This window comes from Kribbella sp. NPDC051586 (assembly GCF_044453965.1).
Lineage (GTDB): Bacteria > Actinomycetota > Actinomycetes > Propionibacteriales > Kribbellaceae > Kribbella.
The window spans coordinates 1,025,219-1,045,367 of record NZ_JBITDF010000002.1 but is presented as its reverse complement, the minus strand read 5'-3'; the positions used below and the strand labels follow the sequence as shown (position 1 = coordinate 1,045,367).

Genomic DNA, 20,149 nt, shown 5'->3' with positions numbered 1-20,149 from the left:
CCAACAGTTGCCGGAATATGAAGCCTTGTTACACGAGCCTGTGGCGTACATCTCAGTGCCCAGCTCAGTGCCCCGACTCAGTGCTCCGTCCGTACCGCGGCAATCTGCAACTGCAACGCCAGCCGCTCCCGCGGATCCGACAGATCCAGCTCCGCGATCTCCCCGATCCGCTTCATCCGGTGCCGCAACGTGTTCGTGTGCAGATGCAGCTCCCGCGCCGCCCGCTGCGGCTGCCCCGGATAGTCCAGCCACGCCTGCAACGTTTCCACGTAGCCCGTGTCGTGCTCGATGTCGTGCATCAGCAGCGTCGCCAGCGGGCCATCCATCTTGGTGGTATCAAGCGACGTGACCGCTCGGTGAACAGTCAGCACGTGCCACGCCTCTTCCACCCGCAACGCCGGCCCCGGCGCGACACCCCGCCGTACAAGACCGAGCAGCTCGACCGCCTCCGCGCGTGAACTCGGCAGATCGGCCGGACCGCGCGCTGGACCACCGGCAGCGGCGTGCGTGCCCGGCGACTGCTCCAGCACGAGCTTCTGCAACCAGTTCCACGACCCCGGCCCGTCAGTGTCCGTAACGACAGCCAACACGTTCCCGTCGAGGTCAGCCAGCTGCGGCTCGCTCCACCCATGCCGCCGACCAGTCGACTCCCACAGGTCCAGCTGCTGCGGGACGTCGTACCCATCCGGCGACCCGAGCGCCACCACCCGCCACGGCTGCCGCGGGAGCCGTACGTCGACCGGATTGTCCGGCGAGAACTGCCGCAGGATCGTCCGCAGCCGATCGATCGCACTCCGCCGCGCTACGTCGGCCTGAGCTCGCAAACGCAACAGGTGCAACGCCAGCACAGACGCCGCGTTGCTGAGCTCCGCAGTGACCGATTCACTCACCGGACCATCGACAACGGCCCAGATAGACCCCAGCCACTCGCCACCAGCCCGGACCGGTACGACGAGGCGCGGGCGGATCCCGTTCGGCCCGTCCGGCACTAGGAACGGCTCACTGGACCGCGCCAGCCGCCGGAAGATGCCACGAGCCCGGAAATGCGCGATGACCTCCGCAGGTACCCGACGACCGACGATGGTGGACACACGGGTCGGGTCCGTGAAGTCCTGACCGGAGGAGTACGCCAGCACGCGCGACTGGTTGTCCTCGATGGTCACCGGTGCATCAACGATCGCTGCGGCCGCATCTGCCAGTGCGAACAGCTCCTGGTGTACTCCGGCGTCACCAGCGGCAGGGGAGTCCGGTGCAGCGGCGCGGTCGATCACGCCGCGCATCAGCCAGACCACATGCGCCCAGGTGACGCTCGGCTGCAGCGCGACCAGCGTCAGACCCCACCGCTCGGCTGCGGCCACCACGGGCGGCTCGTGCGCAAGCGCCGTACGCAGGACGACGCCGGAGGCGCTGCTGGCCGCGCAGCGCTCCACCAGCTCCACAGCGTCCTCTGCGTCGCCCAGACCGAGTCCGAGCACCAGATCGCCCGGCTGACCGGTCGCAGGCTCCTGCGGGTCGGCCAGGAACACGTCGCGGACCTCGCTGTCGCCCTTGCCTGTCACCACCATCTCGAACAGGGCAGGACCGACTGCGGCAATCAGGTCAGGCGCGGTGATCATGAGGTTATTGTGCAGGTTATTGTGCGATGGGCACAGTCATTCGACCCGTTAATGGTGTGATCGCACCATGACAGCGGCTCGCGGCGGCCGCACCATCGATACATGACCACAGCTGGTTCCGCAGTACCGCACATCGTTCCTGACCGCGTTGCCGTCGTCGGCGCGGGCATGGTCGGCCTGGCCACCGCCTGGTTCCTCCAGGAGGCCGGTGTCGAGGTGACCGTGCTCGACCGCGAAGGTGTCGCCGCGGGCGCGTCCTGGGGCAACGCAGGCTGGCTCACGCCTGGCCTCGCCACCCCGCTGCCGGAACCAGCGGTCCTCAAGTACGGCGTCCGTGCGGTGCTGAGCCCTGCCTCACCGGTGTATGTCCCACCGACCGCGAGCCCGCGGCTCCTCAAATTCCTCACCCGCTTCGCTCGCAACAGCACCGCCGGACGCTGGAAGACCGCGATGGAGTCGCTGGTCCCGATCAACCGCCAGGCCCTGGACGCGTTCGACTTCCTGGCCAAGGCCGGGGTCGAGGCGCAGACGTACGAGGCCAAGTCGTTCCTGGCCGCCTACCGGACCGTCGAGGAGCGCAGTGTGCTGCTCGAGGAGATCGAGGCCATCCACGCCGCCGGCCAGGGCATCGAGTTCGAGGCGATCAGCGGTGACGACGCCCGCGCGATCGAGCCCTCGCTGTCCGACGAGATCGGGGCGGCGATCCGGCTGCACGGGCAGCGGTTCATCAACCCCGGCAAGTACGTCCAGCTGCTCGCGGACTCGGTGATCGCCCGCGGTGGGCAGATCATCAGCGGCGTCGTCGTGAAGGACATCGTCGACGAGATCCGCGGCGTCCGCCTGATCACCGGCGACGGCGAGACCGACCCGTTCGGCGCGGTCGTGATGGCGACCGGTGCATGGCTGGGCGACTTGGCGCGGCAGTTCGGCGTGAAGACCGTCGTCCAGGCGGGCCGTGGCTACAGCTTCAGCGTGCCGATGGCGCACGTGCCGGCCGGCCCGGTGTACTTCCCGGCGCAGCGGATCGCCTGCACGCCGCTCGGCGACCGGCTCCGGGTCGCGGGGATGATGGAGTTCCGCAAGCCCGAGGCGAAGCTCGACCCGCGCCGGATCAACGCGATCGTCGAGGCCGCCCGGCCGCTGCTGCGGGACGCCGACCTGGACGCGCGGACGTTCGAGTGGGTCGGACCGCGACCGTGTACGCCGGACGGCCTGCCGCTGATCGGCGCCACCGCGTCGCCGCGGGTCTTCGCCGCCGGCGGGCACGGCATGTGGGGTATCACCCTCGGCCCGATCACCGGTCAGCTGCTGGCCGAGACCATCACCACCGGCCGTGCGCTGGAGGAACTGCGGCCGTTCAACCCACTCCGCTGACGATGCTGATGACGTGGCGGGATCCCAATGACGTGGTCCCGCCATCTCGCTGACCGTCTTCAGAGCAGCCCCATCGGTGACCCTCCTCGGGCAGCACCTCACCTGCCCGCACCTCCTCGGCCACCCATATCGCCGCTCCGGTCAGCCCCAAGAGCGGGCCCTGGCGTCTTTCTCCTGCCCAGGGCCCGCTCTTCTCCGTTCTGCCGATCTGTTCTGCCGACAGGCTGTTTCTGTCGGTGGGCTGTGCGAGGGTGCCGTCATGGTGCTCAGGTGGTACACGCTCGTGATCGACTGCCACGACGTCCGCAAGCAGGCCGCCTGGTGGGCCGAGGCGTTCGGCTGGAAGACGATCATCGAAACCGACGACGAGTGTGTGAACGTTCCCGGCTGGGTCGGGCCCGACACCGTCCACACGATGGAGTGGGAGCGGATCGGCCCCGGCATGGTGTTCGTCCCGGTGCCCGAGGACAAGACGCTGAAGAACCGGCTGCACCTCGATTTCGCACCGCACACGAGCCAGGACCGCGACGCCGAGATCGCCCGCCTCGAAGCTCTCGGCGCCCGCCGCGTCGACGTCGGCCAACCCGAAGGCCAGAGCTGGACCGTCCTCGCCGACCCCGAGGGCAACGAGTTCTGCGTCCTCAGCTCCCGCGACTTCTAGATGACCTCTGACCTGTCGATCCACTCGACGGTGCCTCCGCCGCGCATCGCCGACCTGCTCGCCGCCGTTCGCAGTCTCGAACTCGTCTGCCAACCCGAGCTCATCCCGTTCTATCGCCGGTGGGCCTTCAGCGATCAGGTCGGCGCCTCCACCCTGATGCGTCGATCCACCGATACGCGCCTGATCTCTTGCTGACAGCCGACGACCCAGGCACGATCACGAGGACTCGCCTACGACGTACGGAGGCCCTGCCCGATGTCGGACGTGAACCCAACCCCGCCGCCGACCCACACCGCACCGGCCAGGCGGTCGGTGGACGCGCCTGCGTGGACCGTGAAAGCTCGGCCGGTGGTGGACGTGTCGTCGCGGATCCTGTGCCTCGTGATCGGCGGAGCGTTGCTCGTCGCCGGGCTAGTCGGGCTGTTCACCGGCGTCGGTGAAGGACCGCTCCTCATCGTCATCGTTGCCGGCCTGCTGCTGGTGATCATGCCGTCGATCGTCGACCGGATCAGGCGCATGAAGCTCGGCGAGTTCGAGGTCCACCTCGTCCGCCAGATCGCCGCCACCGCACGCAAGAGCGCCGACACCCTCCGCGCTCTCGGCATGGAGAAGCAGCTGGACGCCTACGCGACGATCTACACCGAGCTGCGCGGTCCCGAGCTGAAGGCGGTCCGCGGCGAGATCCTCGACCGGATCGTCCAGCGCGTCGCCAACGCCTCCGCCGTCGAGAAGTTCGACAAGGACGAGGTGAAGGACCTGTTCTTCACCGGCTCACCGATCGTCCGCGTTCTTGCCCTCGGCCTGATCCAAGGCGACCTGTCCCTCCTCGACAGCGACGTACTGGACGAGGCCATCAGCAGATCGCTGACCGGCAACGAGCAGTACCACGCCCTGCGGATCGTCCGGAACGGCTGGGGCCGCCTCACTCCCGACGAGCGCACGCGACTACGCACCTCGATCGACACCAACGGCCAGATCGACGCCGGCCCGGACCGGAAGGCCGTGGCACAGCAAATCCGGGAGCTCGGTGGGAGCTCCCGGATTGGTTGAACTGTTTGATGCAGTAGATCAGTGCGTGTGCGGCTCGGTGCCGTGCTCCGCCTCGTGGGCGGCGATCTGCGCCTTGACCTCGTCCATGTCGACCGCGCGCAGCTGACCGATCAGGTCCTCCAGGCTCGTCGCCGGCAGAGCGCCAGGCTGCGAGTAGAGCACCACGCCGTCGCGAACCGCCATCAGCGTCGGGATGGACTGGATCTGGAACGCCTGTGCCAGCTCGACCTGAGCCTCGGTGTCCACCTTGCCGAAGGTGATGTCACCGTGCTCCTCGGACGACTTCTCGAAAACCGGTCCGAACATCTTGCACGGGCCACACCACTCCGCCCAGAAATCCACCAGCACGAGACCGTCGCCACCGACCACCTCGTTGAAGTTGTCCTGGGTCAGCTCGACCGTTGCCACTACGACCTCCGAAAGTAGATGAGTACGGCTTTGTCAACACCGACCCGACCCCGACTTGTTCCCGCACCCGGACAGATCACACCTGGACAATCTCGTACGGCCTACGACCTGACCGGAATGCGGAGTCTCGTATGTGACCTGGGCCACGTCGTCAGATGGGCGAGTCCACGAAGGGTGACGCGTAGTCCTGCACCTCGCCGAGGATAGAGGCGGCTGCCTCGGGCGTGAGGTCGGCGCGCTCGCGCTCTGCAACGATCATTTGCTGCAGCAGCCGGGTCTCACCCGCAGTAGCCAGGCCGGTGATCTCCGGATGACCGTTCAGCAGCCAGGCGGTGGCGGCGGTGATGTAGCGCTGCTCGTCGAACGGCCGGTACCAGGTGTCGTACGCCTTCTGCTCGCCGTCCTGCCAGTTGCGCCGGGCAATCATCTTGATCGTCATCAGCGCCGCGTCCGACGCCTTCACGGCCTCCACCAGGGCGGCGTAGTCGGCGGCGTACTGCGGGTCGGTGGACAGTTTGTAGTTGAGCGGGGTGAGGACGCTGTCGAAGTCGAACCGGCGCAGCCCCTCGGTGTGCACCGACGGCGCCTGCTCGGTGTGCCCGGTGATGCCGATGGCCCGGACCATGCCTTCGTCCTTGGCGCGGATCGCCGCTTCCAGCGAACCGCCCTTACCGGTGACGAGATCGAGGTTCTCCAGGTCGCAGACCGCGTGCATCTGAATCAGATCCACATGGTCGGTCTGCAGCCGCTCCAGCGACCGGTTGATCTCGCTCCAGGCTTCCTCGACCGTCCGGCGCCCGGTCTTGGTGGCGAGGAAGATGCGGTCCCGGATCTCCGGCATCCGCGGCCCGAGCCGCAGCTCGGCGTCGCCGTAGTCGGCGGCCACGTCGAAGTGGTTGATGCCGGCATCCAGCGCTTCCTGGATCGAGGCATCGGCGCGGTCCTGGTCGACTCCGCCGAGCGACGCGGCGCCGTAGATCAGTACCGAGCTCTGGTGGCCGAGTCTGCCCAGTCGGCGAGTTTCCATGCTGGTCCTCCAGGGGGTAGCGGGGTCACTCCGACCCTATGCCCGGAAGCGCCTTCGGCAAGCGGTTGTCCACAGGCGATTTTGACCCCCTCGCCACGGGAGAGTTTTCCACAGGCGACGCCGGATCCGTTACTATCTGTGATCAGTTGATGCATTCTTTACCATGTTGTTCGCACGGATATTCGAAACCTGTCCTCGGCGTGTGGCATGGTGTGCGCTGCCCGGTCGACCTGAACGGTCATGAGAGAGGAGCTATGACGACGGTACCGAAGGTGTCACGCTTGGCCGGTAAATGCGCCGGTGAGGGTGAGACTGCCCGCGAGCGGGGTAACAGTATGGCTGCGGGGAGCGATGGACCATCGGGATCCTGGGCTCAGGTCTCCCGGAGGGCGGTTGCTTGCCGTATCCTCCCGGCTACTGTCCGCGTAACTGCTGTCTGAGGGGCGGGTAGGGATGAGTTGGTGGCGAACGGTACTGAATCTGCCGCCAAAAGGTGAGCACTGGTCGGACCGGCGCCGGACGAAGAAGCCGGGCAAGGGACGGCCACAGAGCACCGCACCGGAGTGGTGGGCCCACCCCGGTGGCCCGGTGTCACCTACCCCTCGCCAAGCGCAGGGTGTAGCAGCGCAGTACTCCGCTCCGCAGCAGCAGGCACCACCGCCGCCAGGTGGCGTGATGGCACCGCCACGTCGGCCGGCGCCACGTCCTTCTGGTCCCGTGGACGCGCCGCAGCACGACCCGGCGCACCGCACACCCGAGCGTTTGAAACAGCGCTCCCCGCACGGCGCTCACGGTGCTCACGCCGCGCCGGGGCCGCCCCGCGAGGTGCTGGAGCCTGGGCAGACGCCGTGGTCGACCGAGCCGGAGTCGTCGTTCTCGACCTGGGCGCGGCGGTTCTTCCGTGGTCTCGTGGTCGTCGTGCTGCTGCTGGCCGCTATCAGCGGCATCCGCTCCTGGATCAGCCCGAACAAGACGCCGGAGACGGTCGTCAGCGGGCAGAGCAGCTTCCCCTCCGACGAGTCGCGCGCGGTCGCGACGCGGTACGCCGTGTCGTACCTGACCTGGGACGAGGGCAACCCCGACGCCCGTCCGGCCCAGATCGGCCTCGACCTGGCCGCGGGTCTGGACAGTCGCGCGGGGTGGAACGGTCGCGGCAAACAAACGGCTGACGTTGCGTACCCGGGGCAGGTCACGGCCGACCCCAACGGTCTGACCGCGACCGTGGACGTCCGGGTCCGCGTGCACACCTTCACGCGACAGGGCAGAGGCTGGAAGACCGGACCGGTCGTCTGGGAGCGCGTGTCGGTTCCGGTCGCCCGCACTTCGGCGCGGGTTGTGGCCAGCGGGCCGCCGACGTTCGTGCCGGACGTGCGGGCCCCACTGCCGGACAACATGCCGCAAGCAGGTGCGCCGGACGACGATCTGACCGCCGCGACGCAGAAGGATGCGGAGGCGTTCTTCGGTGCGTATGCGGAGTCGGACAACAAGGTGTCGGCGGTGACCGCGCCGGGCTCGACCATCCGCAGCCTGAACGGCGCGGTCAGGTTCGGCGAGCTCAAGGATTGGCAGGTCTACACGGGCAACGACGACGAGCGGCGGGCGACCGCGGCCGTCACCTGGGCCGGGGTCGGTGACACCACCTTGGACCAGACGTACACGCTCACGTTGAGGCGTACTGTCGCCACGGACGGAGCAGAACGATGGCAAGTGGCTGCCGTCGGATGAATCCAGCGACTGGCCATCGGATGACCGAGGCAACAAGGGAGACACCGCAATGATGACGCACGAACTGGCTGCGAGCGTGGTTCAGCTTGCCGTGCCCATGGCCGACCCCAACGTCCCTACGGGCGCGGATTTCAAGGACTGGGTCCTGGTCATCGCGGGGAACATCTTCATCGCGATCCTCGTGTTGCGTGCCATCGGCCACTACTTCAAGCGCGAGTGGGGCGAGCTGTTCGGCCACATCGCGGCCGGGGTTCTGGTCGGTGGGCTGATCTACGCCAACAACCAGACCATCAACGTGCTCAAGGGCTTTTGGGGATTGCTGTCCGGAGGTAATTGATGCGCGTCGGCCGTACCCTCACTCACCACTTCGAGATCGAGACCCGGCAGTACGACCTGCTCGGCATCGACCTCGGAGAAGGCGCCCGGCGCCGGATGATCATCTTCGGGGCGGTGATCATCCTGCTCTGGATCGCGCTGCTGTTCCCGTTCATCGGCGTACCCAAGAAGCCCACGGTCAGCCTGTACGTCGTTCCGCCGTTCGTGATCACCGCGTTCGGCTGGCGGTCCGGCAAGTTCCACGAACGCCGCCGCCGGGTGACCGAGTGGGCGCTGGCCGTCCGGTACGCATTGCGTGCGCATCGCCCGATCATCGGTCTCGGCGCGCGGGCCGCCGACAAGACGGAGTACCTGCCGTGGCGTGAGCGCGTCGCGACCCGGAAGGTGGCCGACCTGGCGAAGGCCAGAGTGACGCCGGAGTGGGAACGCGAGGTCGTGGTGGAGCTGGATCCGATGGTCCGCGCGGGTGCGGACATCACCGTGAACCAGAGAGCCCGCCTGCTGGGTTCGGATCACGTACAACGGGTGAGTCGCAGGACGTCGTCAGGGAAGGGCCGCGAATGAAGATCGCTGACAAGCTCCTGAACCTGGTGGGGGTCGGCCGCGAGCGCGGCCTGCCGCCACCTCGTCTTGTTGCCATCGCCGACGGTCTGCTGGTGACCGAGCGCAGCGCCGAGGCGTGGTTCCTGATCTCGGTGGCGAACACGGACCTGGCCACCGAGTCGGAGCAGGACGCCGCCCTCGACGCGGCGGTCAGCGCGGCCGCGACGATCCTCGGCGACCGGCTCAGCCATCTGAAGGTCGTATGGGGCCGCTCGACCGGCCAGGACTACATCGACTCGATGGCCGGCCGCTACCGGCTCGGCGACCACGAGGGGTGGGCGCAGACCCGGGCCGACCGCATCGACGAGATGCGGATGCCGGAGCGGTACGTCGCTTTGGGTGTGCATTTGAGTGATCGTGACCCGCGGGCGACCGCGCAGGTGCGTGGTTCGATCAGTGACGCTCTCGGTACGACGTCTTGGCGGGTCAGCGCGCGCGAGTTGGCGCATCTGGACGAGCGGGTGCGCAAGCTCGCTCGTCAGCTCGGTTCGACGGTGTGGCGTGCGCACACCGCGCCGGCCGAGGTCATCTCCTGGCTGATCAGCCGGGAGATGCATCGTGGTGCGGTCGCGGCGCCACGGCGTGGCCTGATCACGGGTGCTTCGCTGGCTCGGCTGACGTCCGGGCGCGTGGTGCCGTACACCGATCACCTGCGGATCTACGACACGCGTGGCCAGATCGCGGCGTACACGACCGTGCTGGCGATGACCGACTTCCCCGAGGAGCTCGAGACGCCGGGCGCGGGGGAGTGGCTGCGAACGCTGTCGGAGATCAAGGCGATCGACGACGAAGGCGAGGAAATCGACGTCACCGTCGAGGCGTCGGTTCGCTTCCGGGTGCTGACGAAGAAGACCGCGCGCCACCTGGTCGACGAGACCCGGAAGAGCGCGAAGGAGCAGCGCCGTTCGGCCGCGAAGGGTACGGCGGAGGAGACCGCCGACGAGATCGTGGAGACCGAGCGTGTGATGCGTGAGGTCAAGCGCGACATCAACCGCAGCGGTCTGACGCTGGTCGAGGACCACCCGCGGTTGCTGGTCAGTGCTGACACGCGTGAAGACTTGGAAGCTTATGTAGACGCCGTTATCGCGCACTACGCGGACCGTGGCATCACTGTGGCCGCTGGTGCTGACGAGCAGCGTGACCTGTGGCTGGAGTCCTTGCCTGGCGACCAGTTGCGGGTGCCGGACCTCGGGCACGTGCGGGAGTCGACTGCATTCTTCGGGTCCTGGTTCTGGGGTGGTGCGTCGATCGGTGACGCGACTGGTCCGGCTATCGGCTATCTGACTGGGTCTACGCCGGGTCTGGTGCGTTTTGACGCTGCTGCTGGTTCTGCGCTTGGTGACGCGACGACGACGCTGTTCCTGGGCCGGTCTGGTCGAGGCAAGACGACCGCGGCGATGCTGGGTGGTTTGGACTCGGCGTTCGCCGGCGCGTGGGTGCCGTTGCTGGACCTGAAGGGCGACGCTGCGGGGGTGTCCGCGGTCGCCGCTGAGTACGGCGTACCGACTGCTGTCATTGAGATCACCGCACAGTTCTCCGGCGCTGCGGACCTGCTGCGGGTCCTGCCTGTTGACGATGCGTTGCTGCAGGCGCCTTCGCAGCTGATGCTGCTGCTGCCGCCGCATCTGCGTGGTGCGGCTGAGGCGCCCGTGATGGCCGCGACCCGCGCCGAGATCCAGTCGCCCGATCCGTCGTCGTGGGGCGTCATCCAGCGCCTCTGCGCTTCCGACTCGGAGACCGTGCGGACCGTCGGATTCGCGCTGCGCGACCTGGTCGAGACCGGCCTCGGTTCAGTGGTCGCCGGCCCGCCGTCCGGCCTCTCGTCCCTCACGACGAACCCAGGCCTCTGGGTCGTGCAGATGCCAGGCCTGACGCTGCCGTCCCCCGAGTCGGCCCCCGAGTCCTGGTCCCCGATCGAACGCGTCGGCATGGCCTGCCTCCGCGGCTGCCTCGCCTGGATGGTCCGTACGACGGGCCGCCGCGAGTTCCGCGGCCGCTCGAAGGTCGTCATCGTCCCCGAGGTCCACCTGCTGACCAAGACCCCCGACGGCGCGTCCTTCCTCGACTACATCGCCCGTGTCGGCCGTGCCCTCGGCGCCTCGCTGGTCCTCGACACCCAGGACCCGGCGTCGATCCTGAAGCTCCCAGGCCTGGTCGAGCAGATCACCACCCTGTTCGCCTTCAGCCTGCGTTCCCGCGAGCAGGTCGACTCGCTCCTGGAGCTGCTGGGCCGGCCCCAGACTGCGCCGTACCAAACCCTGGTCCGCGGCATCAACACCGCCGCCAACGGCAAGTCCATCCGCCACGGCCACTGCATCATGCGCGACCGCTGGGACGAAGTAGCCACCGTCCAGATCGACATCCCCAGCCAACGCGTAGCCGCCCTCCTCCGCACCACCCCCGAATCCGAACACGCCAACCAGCCCGCCCAGGCCGCCCTCCCCGCCGCACCCCCCGAAGACCCCTTCGCCGAAGACGAACCCCTCTACGAACCAGCCGCCACCGCCCAGGCCCACATCCCCTACGAAGACACCCCACCGCCCCCCAACGGCAGCGCCCCCGCATCACCCAACGGCGGCGCCCCCGCATCACCAAACGGCGGCGCCTCTGCGTCGCCCAACGGGGGTATGCCTGCGTCGCCCTACGACGCCACCACAGCGTCACCAAACGGGGGCAGCAGCCCAGCATCCAACGGGGGCAACCCAGCATCGCCCCACGGCGGCATTCCTGCGTCGCCCAACACCGGTGCTCCTGACCCGTCCTACGCTGGCGCACCCGCCTCGCCCAACAGCAACGGCCAAGCCCCGCCCAACGGAGCTACCCCTGCTCACCGCGCCCCTCAACCCCCCGCCGGCACGCCCCAGCACCCGACCGCCCAACCGCCGCAGCCCACCACCCCGCCCCAACCCGCCACCTCCCCGTCCCCGGAAGCCCAATCCGGTCCCCCCGCCACCCCACCGGTAGCCCAGCAGAACGGCCACCCCCCGGCCCCCAACGGCCAGAACCACCACAACACCCTCCGCCACGAATCCCCGATAGGCCCCGACGAGGTCTACGACCAAGAAGCAGACGAAGCCGCCTACAACGAGGCCATGTACCCCGCCACCGGCGACGACCCCAACAAGCCCACCGGCAACAAGGAGCACGTCGCATGAGGTGGCCCCGCCGCCTCAGAACCGCGGCGACCGTCCTCTCCATCTCCTTCATAATCACAGCCCAAGTGGCCCTAGCCGCCGACCCCAACCAGGGCCCGACCAACCCAACCGGCTTCGCCGACCTGCTGCCGACCCCCGATCTGACCCACGGCGACACCCGGACCCTGTTCGAGCAGTACAGCCCGATGAATTACGGATTGGACTTCGACACGGGGCTGACCGACACCTTCAATATGATCTTCAACGGGTACGCCTACATCGTGATGATGTACATCCTGGCGATCACCCGTGCGGCGATCTCCGTTGGTTGGTGGCTCTTCTCGTTCACCGACGTCAAGCCGTTGACGGATGCAACCTCCACGACGATCGGAGCAACAGGTACCCAACTCGTCGGATGGTTGCTGCCGTCCGCCCTGGCATTTGGCGCGGTAGCCGCATACACGCAGCGTCGGGCCACAGGTAGCGCTCTCGGGCAGATGGTTTGGGTTCTCGTGGCAGGTGTGCTGAGCATCAGCTTCGCGGTGGCACCGGCAACGTGGTTGCACGGAGTCGATGGTGCGCGGCAGCTAGGTGCCAGCGCCGTGATGACCGCGTCATCTGACGCTTTGGGGCCGACGATCCAGAGTCCGATTCCCTGGCCCGAACCGGGTTTCACCGGTACACCGAGGGACACTCTGCTGCGGAAATCGGCCGATGCGAGTTGGCGAGGATTCGCGGTAACGCCTTGGTGCATCGCAGAGTTTGGATCGATCTCTGCCTGTGAGCGCTATGGGAAGGGGATGCTCGACGTCGGTGTCAGCGCGGACGCTCGGAAGGACTACGTCAACAAAGTAATCGTTCCTGCTGAGGGCGGCGACGACGCTCCAACAGTGAAGTGGATCAAGGGTGACAATCCGTTCGGACGTACAGCCGTCGTCATGCTTGCCGCGATTGCAGCCACGCTCTTTGGGTTCCTGAACATCGCTCTGGCTTTCACTGCTCTCATGGCGTTCATCGGTGCGCTGCTCCTACTTGTCGTCGGAGTCTTCTTCGCTTGTCTTTGGATCATCCCTGGTCGTCCTCGCCAATGGGGACTGAACTGGTTCGAGGCTCTTGTAGGCCTCGTCTTGCAGTCCTTCTTGGCGATGCTTGTCTTCGGGACGGCGCTGACTTTGGTCACGGCGGTCTTCACCTTGACTGGCCCGTTGGGCTGGCTCCCCGTTACCGGCCTGGCAATTGTCGTGCTCATCGTTGGTTTCCGGCTGCGGCGATTGCTGGACAGCCTCACGACGATGATGCGTCCGGGTGCCGGCAGCATCATGTTGGGTGGGCTGGCGCGGCGTGGTGCGATGAGTGCGGTCCGACGGGTCATGGGTGCCCTCAGCAGCCGGGGTGCGGCGCCAGCGCCCGCGGAGCGGAGCCGGGATCGCATTCGGACCACGGAGCCGGCTTCTCAGCGTGTGTCGTCTACACGCGTGTATCGACAGGCTCCCGTTGTTGGTTCACTGGCACGGGGATCGGTTGGCAGTTCGCCATACGAGCTCACGGCAGGTACGGACAGACGTCGCACTGATGGGGCCGCCGGAAGTCCAAGCGGAACGGGTCCTGGCGGCCAACACGCGGCTGCGAGTGGCGCCGGCGGAGCGATTGGCGGAGTGGCAGCCGCTACCGGCTCTGCGCGCGGCACCTCGGCTCTCAACCTGTCGCGTGCTCGCTCGCAGTCGAAGGACGCCGACAAGCGTCGGACCATCACGGTGACAAGCGCGGGCGTCGCGTCGCCGGCCAACTCGTCGGGTGGGACGCGTGCGGGTGGTGAGGCACAGAAGGCTCGGCATTCTCGACGGCCTATTCCTGCGCCTTCGAATGATGTTCGCTACGAGCCGCGTGCTCATACGCACTCGGCGAGTCTGCGCGAAGGGCCGCCGAAGGGACAGCGTGTGCGCCGGAAGGCACCGACGTCGCAGCCGCGGCGGTTCCGGGAGTACTCGGCTGTCACCAAGGACGGCGTGACGGTGCACGTGCCGACGCGTAGGTGATGTCGGATGGCCCGGAAACCACGATCGCCGCACAACCGCCGGGAAGGCGCTAGTCAGTCGCGGCATCGCGCACCTGACCCAAGCGGTCCGGAATCGGACCGTTGGGAAGGTCGGCCGCGCCCTGATGCGCCTGAGGGCTGGCGCTCGCTGATGAGCAACGACTATGACTACCCGGAAGAGTTGGACGAGCTCCATGGTCGCGACCGACGCCGTGCGAAGAAGAACTGGCGCCGTGACGATCATGCCCAGCGCATGGCCTGGCTCCGCAATCAACGCCAGGCCGAGCCGACGAGTCCCGCGACGATTGTGGTCCTCGTCGTTGTCCTCGCCGTGATCATCCTCGGTGTTGGTGGTGGACTGCCTCGGCTCCTCGGCGGCAAGAACAAGGACGACGGCGCCCCGGTCAGCTTGCTGACACCTGGTCGCTCGGTGGTCCTTCCTACCGCGCCATCGACTCAGTCGAACCAACCCGCTGCTTCCGCGAGCCCTGACCTCACAACCCCGGCGCCCGAGACTCAACGGCCGGCAGCTGAGGCGACAGCGATGGCGACAGATGTCGTCGGTGCGTGGGCGCGAGCCTTCTACACCCGTGACCCGGCAACGGAGACGTACGCCGCGCTGGTGGCGAAATGCGCGAAGTACATGACCCCCGAGGTGGCATCGAGCTTCACCGCTGCAGGAGATCCGACGTACGAAGCGCTCAAGAGCGATGGCGGTAAGTCGACTGTTCTCGCAGCTCCGGTCACCACTCCACCGGCAAATGCGGAGGCTCCGGTCGACACTCCCAGTCGTATCACCCGTTTCGTCAAGGTCACCATCGACGTCACCGGCAAACATGCCCAGCGGTTCGACCTACCTCTGCTCATCACGCTGGCCAACCAGAACGGTCAGTGGGTCGTCAGCGACGTCTCAGGTGGTACGGGGCCATGACGGCAGGGGACTGCGATGTTCGACGAGCGTGATCTCGGGCGTGGGTTCCTGGCGGTCGCCGGGCGAGGATGGTTCGCCAAAGGTGCGGCCGCGCTGGCCATCATCGGAGTCGCAAGCTTGCTGATGCTTGCCCCCTTCGGCGGTGGGACGACGAACCAGGCTGCTTGCCCCGCCGGGATTCCCGGCCAGGCCGGCGACCCGAAGCCCAGCGGGCCACTGCGCGCCACGCAGATCGCTTTCGCCAAACTGATCGACAGCGTTGCGGTGCAGCGAGGCTTACCTGGCAAGGCGACGCTCATCGCTCTGATGACGGCACTGGTCGAGTCGGATCTCCAGAACCTCACCTATGGTGACGCTGACTCGGTCGGTCTGTTCCAGCAGCGACCAGCGGCCGGCTGGGGTTCGCGCCTTCAGATCTTGAGTCCGCGGTACGCCGCCAACGCGTTCTTCGGCGGGTCCCAGGCGCCAGATCCGCCCGGACTCGTGGACATCAACGGCTGGCCCTCGATGGCGCTCGGTGATGCTGCACAGGCAGTCCAGGTATCCGCGTTCCCCGACAGGTACGCCGTACGTGAGCAGGAGGCCCGCGAGATCGCCTCTTCGGCCGGCATCGATCTGACCAGAGCTGGGAACCCGTACGCCGGTCGCACCGGCGCGCCGGCTGGCGGGTCAGTCGTCGATGGAGTGCAGGACGACGACAACTGCGGCGATTCGGGCGGATTGACGGCAGGCAAGCCGGTCAACGGGGTCTGGCCACAGCAGAAGGCGACCGTCACAGACCCGACTGGCACCGGAGGGATGGTAACGCCGCGTACGGCGGCCTGGATCGCGGCAGCGCGGAAGAATCTCGGCAACCTGAGCATGAGTTGCTGGGACGCACACGCATGGAACCCGACCAGCGACCATCCTCGGGGTCTGGCATGTGACGTCATGGTCGGCACGGACGCCAGAAAGTCCGCGCCCGCTCGCGCCCGCGGCGACCAGATCGCGAACTGGGCCGTAACTACTGCCGGGCAGACCGGCGTGCACTACGTGATCTGGTACGGCAAGATCTGGTCCGCCCGCCGAGGCACCTGGATCCCCTACAACGGGGGCGGCGTCTACAACCCAACCGACGCCACCGGCGGCCACTTCGATCACGTCCACGTATCTCTGTACTGATAATGGACGAACCAACCGAACCGCCCGCACCCGAGGAGAAGCGCCCAATGACCGGCCCTGGTGAACCCTACGACCAGAATGGTGGTGAAGGATCCAGGCCAGGCCCGACGCCGCCCTATCCCGGCGCACAAGGCCATAACCAGCCGCAGCCGCAGCCGCAGCCGCAGTTGCCAGGGCCTGGCGGCAGGCAGTCTGAGTCTCGGCCGCGCAGCCTGCCTGAGGCATCCGCGTGGACGGCATTGTTGTCGGCCGTGCCGTGGTTCTTCTGGAGCCTCGTCCTCGTCATTTGGATTGCTGGCGCGATTGGATTCAAGTGGGGTTGGATCGTCATCGCACTGTGGATTCTGTCCGGTGGCATGATCCTGATGTCGTCAACCGAGGAGCTGCTGGCGAAGTACCTATTCCGACTGCGTCGGCCGACGCTTGTCGAGCAACAAAGGTTGGGCCCGGCTTGGCAGCACCTTCTCGGCCGGGCGGGGGTCCCTGAAGGACGGTTCTCACTGTGGATCCAGGAATCGGACGAGGTTAGCGCGACACCAACCCCCGGTCACACTGTCGCCGTCACGCGATGGTCGCTATACACGCTTCCCCCACTGCACCTTGAGGCGGCTCTGGCGCACGAGTTGAGTCACCATCTCGGCGGGCGAGCCTGGCTGAGCCTCGCTAATTTCTGGTATTCGATCCCAGCGCGTTGCGGACTCATCGTCGTACGAGCCATAGCACGCCTGATGAGGCGCGTTCCCGCCCTCGGCTGCATCATCGGCGGATTCATGATCATGGCCTACGCGGGCATTGTGCTTGCGGCGTTCACCTTCGGCCACGGGTATATCTGGCCGGTCCTGTTCCTCACACCGTTTATCGCCCCACCCTTGCTGGCCTGGCTCAATCGCTGGCATGTCAAAGAGGCTGATCGCAAAGCGGCGATCCTCGGATACGGGGCGACGTTGGTGCAAGTTTTGTACGGCTGGCAGATGCAGCATCAGCAAGATCTAGGTCGTGAGAGCAGCCGTCGAGCGCAGGTCATGTCGAGCACGCCCTCGTTGGTCGAGCGTGTGCACACTCTCGAGCAGGCAGGCGGCGTTCCGCCCGCTGCCTGGGGATGACGCAGGTATGAGCCATGTCGGCTGATGCCGGTGGCGCGCTCGAGCGGTGCTCGATGACGGCCGGGTACGGGGTGACCTGACGGGATGAAGCCTCGGCACCCGGAGCGCGAATCGTTGAGTGCGCCGCGGCCTATGGACATCAACGGTGTTAGCGCCCTTCCGTCGTCAGCAGGACCGATCGAAGGCGATCGGTTTCAGGGGGCGATCGGGCAGCTATTCGCGGTCCGGCGTGGTGTGGTTCGAGGCCTGCAGGCTCAGCTTTGCCGCGTCCACGTCTAGGTTCAGGCCGGCCAGGAAGGCGGTGAGGAGGAATTGGCCGGTGGGCCAGGTGGCCAGGTTGCTGGGGGTGTTGATGTGGCCGTGGTTGGGGAGGGGGATGTGGGGGGTGGACCAGGCTTGGGCTAGGTGGGTGGCGGTCGTGGGGGTGCAGTAGGGGTCGTTGGTGCTGGTGATTAGGAGGGAGGGGATGGGGAGGGGCGCGGCGGGGAGGGAGGTGAAGGTGGGGAGGCGGTCTGCGGGGAAGGTGGGGGACTGGGGGTCGGGAGGTGCGACCAGGAACGCGCCTCGGATGTGTGGGGGCGGTGGGGACTGGGTCAGCCAGTGGGATAGGGCGTGGCAGCCGAGGCTGTGGGTTATGAAGATGATGGTGTCGGGGGTGCTCTCGGCGGCGCGGGTGATTGCGGCGGACCAGTCTGTGAGGTCGGGGGTGGTCCAGGAGGACGGTTGGATTCGGATGGCGGGGGTGAGCCAGTCGTGCTCCCAGAGGGATTGCCAGTGGTGTTCGTCGGAGCCGTCGAGGCCGGGGATGATGACGAAGGTCATGGATGCTCCTGTGGGGTTGAGGTCTGCCATCATGAAGGGGTCATCGCCGTACGGCGCCCCGAGCTGATGAATTGAAGGTCGATGACCGAGGCAACGACTGGTTCATTGGATGCGATCGACCGGGAGATTCTGGCGATCCTGCAGAGCGACGGCAGGCTGAGTGGGGCCGATATCGGCCGGAAGGTGAACCTGTCGCAGCCGGCGGTGTCGGCGCGGATCCAGCGGCTGGAGCGGTCCGGCGTCATCACCGGGTACCGCGCGGTCGTCGACCCCGCCAAGGTCGGGCTCAACATCCACGCCGTCGTACGCGTCCGGACCCCGCATGCCCGCATCCCGGAGGCGCTCGAGTTGTTCGCGACGTTGTGCGAGGTCGTCGCGACGTACCGGCTGACCGGCGAGGACTGTTTCCTGGTCGACGTGCACGCGCCCGACGCAGGCAGGCTCGAGCAGGTGGTCGACGCGATCGGCCGGCTGGGGCCGGTGAGCACTTCGCTGGTACTGCGGGAATACCCGGCCAAGCCGCTCCCGCTCGGGTAACAGGATTTCCCTTGCCGCCAGAAAACCCGCGAAATCGCGCGGAGTTCCGCTTCCCAGCGGGTGGTACGCCGAACTAGGGTCGACGGATCGTAGTGGTTGCGTTACGCAACAGGAGCGTGGGAGGGAAGCGTATGTCGAAACGCCGCAAGGCGCTTGTGGCCGCCACCGCAGGACTGGCCACTGTTTCGCTCGGGTTGTCGTTCACCAGCGTTGCGGGGGCCGCGCCGCAGGCGGCCGCGGTCAATCCGAACGGGCTCAAGCTGATCAAGACGAAAACGTCGCTGCTCGGCAAGCATTTCTGGTACCAGCAGACCTTCAAGGGGCTGCCGGTCGTCGACGGGTACTACGCCAAGCACGTGGCGAAGGACGGCGCGGTCGAGATCGCCGACGGGCGGGACGCCGTACCGGCGGACCTCGACGTCAGCGCGAACGTCGCGCCCGCGTCCGCGACGCAGGCCGCGAACGCAACGGTCACCGCGCAGGCGAACCGGTCCCGGGCGGCCGGACCGAACAAGAGCTTCGTCAAGCAGCCCGAGGCGACCAGCGGTGCCGCGCAGCTCGCGGTGGTCGGCGGACCGGACGCGCGCCTGGTCTGGAACGTCACGAGCCGGTCGACCGAAGGTGTCAGCCAGTCGCTCGTCGACGCCAAGACCGGCAGTGTGGTCGAGTCGAAGGTGATCAGCGACAACGTCGACGGCCGCGGTTCGGTCTTCGATCCGAACCCGGTGGTCAGCACCAAGAACGAGAAGCTGACCGACATGAACGACAAGAACCAGGACGCCCTGTTCCTGGCGCAGAAGAACGTGATCCTGCGCAACCTGGACGGCTCCGGGAAGCTCAACGGCCCCTACGTCAACATCAAGGAAGCCAAGGGCGGGATCGCGCAGAGCAAGAACAACTCCTTCGTCTACCAGCGCGCGAACAACAAGTTCGAGCAGGTGATGGTCTACTACCAGATCAACCAGACGCAGGAGTACATCCAGAAGCTCGGGTTCACCGACGTGAACAACGAGTCGCAGGACTTCTCGGTCGACACCGTGCCCGACGACAACTCGTGGTACGACCCGTCGACCGACATGATCACCACCGGTGAAGGCGGCGTCGACGACGCCGAGGACGCCGAGGTGATCTGGCACGAGTACGGGCACGCGATGCAGGACGACGTCGTGCCGGGCTTCGGCGCGTCCGAGGAAGCCGGCGCGATCGGTGAGGGCTTCGGCGACTACTGGGCGGTGACGAACTCGGTCCCGGTCAGCAAGGGCTTCAACCTGCCGTGCGTGATGGACTGGGACGCCACGTCGTACACGTCCGACGAGCCGCACTGCCTGCGTCGGACCGACACCGGCAAGACGACCGACGACATCGACGGTGAGGTGCACGACGACGGCGAGATCTGGTCGAACGCGCTCTGGGACATCCAGAAGGGGCTCGGCCGGACCAAGGCCGACAAGCTGATCCTCGAGGCGACGTTCTTCTACGACCCCGACACCTCGTTCGCCGCCGCGGCCCAGGACACCGTCCAGGCTGCCCGGCTGCTGTACGGCAAGGCCGCCGCGCAAACGGTGACCGACGCCTTCAAGGCCCGCAAGATCCTGAAGTAGCAAACTCCGGGTCGTGCGCCCACGA

The 20,149-nt window shown here is 67.1% G+C and carries 18 protein-coding genes; 14 read left to right on the top strand and 4 right to left on the bottom strand.

Translation table 11 applies throughout. The features are described 5' to 3' along the window. Positions 1-77 precede the first annotated feature (77 nt). Entirely contained in the window at positions 78-1,616 is a 1,539-nt protein-coding gene (locus ACIA58_RS15290) for a PucR family transcriptional regulator (protein WP_396404263.1), read from the bottom strand. 102 nt (positions 1,617-1,718) lie between these two features. Here ACIA58_RS15290 and ACIA58_RS15285 point away from each other — a divergent pair, with 102 nt between their 5' ends. The 4 genes from ACIA58_RS15285 (at position 1,719) to ACIA58_RS15270 (ending at position 4,701) form a co-directional block, all read left to right on the top strand. Then, positions 1,719-2,990: an NAD(P)/FAD-dependent oxidoreductase gene (locus tag ACIA58_RS15285; protein ID WP_396404262.1), complete on the top strand. Its 1,272-nt coding sequence runs from the start codon at positions 1,719-1,721 to the stop codon at positions 2,988-2,990. Positions 2,991-3,249: 259 nt separating this feature from the next. Further along, the gene (locus tag ACIA58_RS15280) at positions 3,250-3,651 is read left to right on the top strand and encodes a VOC family protein (protein WP_396404261.1); all 402 of its coding nucleotides are present in this window, start codon (positions 3,250-3,252) and stop codon (positions 3,649-3,651) included. Continuing rightward, entirely contained in the window at positions 3,652-3,846 is a 195-nt protein-coding gene (locus tag ACIA58_RS15275) for a hypothetical protein (RefSeq protein ID WP_396404260.1), read from the top strand. Positions 3,847-3,906: 60 nt separating this feature from the next. Next, a complete protein-coding gene (locus ACIA58_RS15270) occupies positions 3,907-4,701 on the top strand; it encodes a hypothetical protein (RefSeq protein ID WP_396404259.1) in 795 nt (264 codons plus the stop codon). An 18-nt stretch (positions 4,702-4,719) separates the two neighbouring features. On the opposite strand, the gene trxA is transcribed toward ACIA58_RS15270, so the two are convergent. Together trxA and ACIA58_RS15260 are read right to left on the bottom strand one after the other, a co-directional pair. Then, complete coding sequence (trxA, locus tag ACIA58_RS15265; protein WP_396404258.1) at positions 4,720-5,109, bottom strand: thioredoxin; 390 nt, start codon at positions 5,107-5,109, stop codon at positions 4,720-4,722. Between the two features lie 151 nt (positions 5,110-5,260). Beyond that, the gene (locus ACIA58_RS15260; RefSeq protein WP_396404257.1) at positions 5,261-6,136 is read right to left on the bottom strand and encodes an aldo/keto reductase; all 876 of its coding nucleotides are present in this window, start codon (positions 6,134-6,136) and stop codon (positions 5,261-5,263) included. A gap of 717 nt (positions 6,137-6,853) precedes the next feature. Here ACIA58_RS15260 and ACIA58_RS15255 point away from each other — a divergent pair. The 8 genes from ACIA58_RS15255 (at position 6,854) to ACIA58_RS15220 (ending at position 17,164) form a co-directional block, all read left to right on the top strand. Then, positions 6,854-7,861, top strand: coding sequence for a conjugal transfer protein (locus tag ACIA58_RS15255; RefSeq protein ID WP_396404256.1), 1,008 nt, complete (start codon positions 6,854-6,856; stop codon positions 7,859-7,861). Positions 7,862-7,910: 49 nt separating this feature from the next. Then, positions 7,911-8,198, top strand: a complete 288-nt coding sequence (locus tag ACIA58_RS15250; protein ID WP_130446998.1) for a hypothetical protein — start codon at positions 7,911-7,913, stop codon at positions 8,196-8,198. After that, complete coding sequence (locus tag ACIA58_RS15245; RefSeq protein WP_396404255.1) at positions 8,198-8,761, top strand: hypothetical protein; 564 nt, start codon at positions 8,198-8,200, stop codon at positions 8,759-8,761. The genes ACIA58_RS15250 and ACIA58_RS15245 overlap by 1 nt, the downstream gene beginning before the upstream one ends. After that, positions 8,758-11,955, top strand: coding sequence for an ATP-binding protein (locus tag ACIA58_RS15240; RefSeq protein ID WP_396404254.1), 3,198 nt, complete (start codon positions 8,758-8,760; stop codon positions 11,953-11,955). Before ACIA58_RS15245 ends, ACIA58_RS15240 begins: the two co-directional genes overlap by 4 nt. Then, positions 11,952-13,970: a hypothetical protein gene (locus tag ACIA58_RS15235; protein ID WP_396404253.1), complete on the top strand. Its 2,019-nt coding sequence runs from the start codon at positions 11,952-11,954 to the stop codon at positions 13,968-13,970. Before ACIA58_RS15240 ends, ACIA58_RS15235 begins: the two co-directional genes overlap by 4 nt. Before the next feature lie 150 nt (positions 13,971-14,120). Further along, a complete protein-coding gene (locus ACIA58_RS15230) occupies positions 14,121-14,900 on the top strand; it encodes a hypothetical protein (protein ID WP_396404252.1) in 780 nt (259 codons plus the stop codon). Positions 14,901-14,915: 15 nt separating this feature from the next. Beyond that, positions 14,916-16,061 carry a hypothetical protein gene (locus tag ACIA58_RS15225; protein WP_396404251.1) on the top strand — a complete coding sequence of 382 codons (1,146 nt, stop codon included), beginning with the start codon at positions 14,916-14,918 and terminating at the stop codon, positions 16,059-16,061. Between the two features lie 2 nt (positions 16,062-16,063). Then, positions 16,064-17,164, top strand: a complete 1,101-nt coding sequence (locus ACIA58_RS15220; RefSeq protein WP_396404250.1) for a M48 family metalloprotease — start codon at positions 16,064-16,066, stop codon at positions 17,162-17,164. A 213-nt stretch (positions 17,165-17,377) separates the two neighbouring features. Here ACIA58_RS15220 and ACIA58_RS15215 read toward each other — a convergent pair whose 3' ends face one another. Beyond that, complete coding sequence (locus ACIA58_RS15215; RefSeq protein ID WP_396404249.1) at positions 17,378-17,986, bottom strand: RBBP9/YdeN family alpha/beta hydrolase; 609 nt, start codon at positions 17,984-17,986, stop codon at positions 17,378-17,380. A gap of 81 nt (positions 17,987-18,067) precedes the next feature. Between ACIA58_RS15215 and ACIA58_RS15210 the strand changes: the two genes are divergently transcribed. Further along, on the top strand, positions 18,068-18,523 hold the full coding sequence (locus tag ACIA58_RS15210) for an Lrp/AsnC family transcriptional regulator (RefSeq protein WP_396404248.1): 456 nt from the start codon (positions 18,068-18,070) through the stop codon (positions 18,521-18,523). A gap of 131 nt (positions 18,524-18,654) precedes the next feature. Then, on the top strand, positions 18,655-20,124 hold the full coding sequence (locus ACIA58_RS15205; protein WP_396404247.1) for a M4 family metallopeptidase: 1,470 nt from the start codon (positions 18,655-18,657) through the stop codon (positions 20,122-20,124). Positions 20,125-20,149 lie beyond the last annotated feature (25 nt).

Coding starts and splice junctions, on each gene's coding strand:
- ACIA58_RS15250 (WP_130446998.1), top strand. CDS start 7,911: ATGATGACGCACGAACTGGCTGCGAGCGTGGTTCAGCTTGCCGTGCCC.
- ACIA58_RS15270 (WP_396404259.1), top strand. CDS start 3,907: ATGTCGGACGTGAACCCAACCCCGCCGCCGACCCACACCGCACCGGCC.
- ACIA58_RS15240 (WP_396404254.1), top strand. CDS start 8,758: ATGAAGATCGCTGACAAGCTCCTGAACCTGGTGGGGGTCGGCCGCGAG.
- ACIA58_RS15290 (WP_396404263.1), bottom strand. CDS start 1,616: ATGATCACCGCGCCTGACCTGATTGCCGCAGTCGGTCCTGCCCTGTTC.
- ACIA58_RS15220 (WP_396404250.1), top strand. CDS start 16,064: ATGGACGAACCAACCGAACCGCCCGCACCCGAGGAGAAGCGCCCAATG.
- ACIA58_RS15205 (WP_396404247.1), top strand. CDS start 18,655: ATGTCGAAACGCCGCAAGGCGCTTGTGGCCGCCACCGCAGGACTGGCC.
- ACIA58_RS15225 (WP_396404251.1), top strand. CDS start 14,916: ATGTTCGACGAGCGTGATCTCGGGCGTGGGTTCCTGGCGGTCGCCGGG.
- ACIA58_RS15245 (WP_396404255.1), top strand. CDS start 8,198: ATGCGCGTCGGCCGTACCCTCACTCACCACTTCGAGATCGAGACCCGG.
- ACIA58_RS15215 (WP_396404249.1), bottom strand. CDS start 17,986: ATGACCTTCGTCATCATCCCCGGCCTCGACGGCTCCGACGAACACCAC.
- ACIA58_RS15275 (WP_396404260.1), top strand. CDS start 3,652: ATGACCTCTGACCTGTCGATCCACTCGACGGTGCCTCCGCCGCGCATC.
- ACIA58_RS15260 (WP_396404257.1), bottom strand. CDS start 6,136: ATGGAAACTCGCCGACTGGGCAGACTCGGCCACCAGAGCTCGGTACTG.
- ACIA58_RS15280 (WP_396404261.1), top strand. CDS start 3,250: ATGGTGCTCAGGTGGTACACGCTCGTGATCGACTGCCACGACGTCCGC.
- ACIA58_RS15235 (WP_396404253.1), top strand. CDS start 11,952: ATGAGGTGGCCCCGCCGCCTCAGAACCGCGGCGACCGTCCTCTCCATC.
- ACIA58_RS15285 (WP_396404262.1), top strand. CDS start 1,719: ATGACCACAGCTGGTTCCGCAGTACCGCACATCGTTCCTGACCGCGTT.
- ACIA58_RS15210 (WP_396404248.1), top strand. CDS start 18,068: ATGACCGAGGCAACGACTGGTTCATTGGATGCGATCGACCGGGAGATT.
- ACIA58_RS15230 (WP_396404252.1), top strand. CDS start 14,121: ATGAGCAACGACTATGACTACCCGGAAGAGTTGGACGAGCTCCATGGT.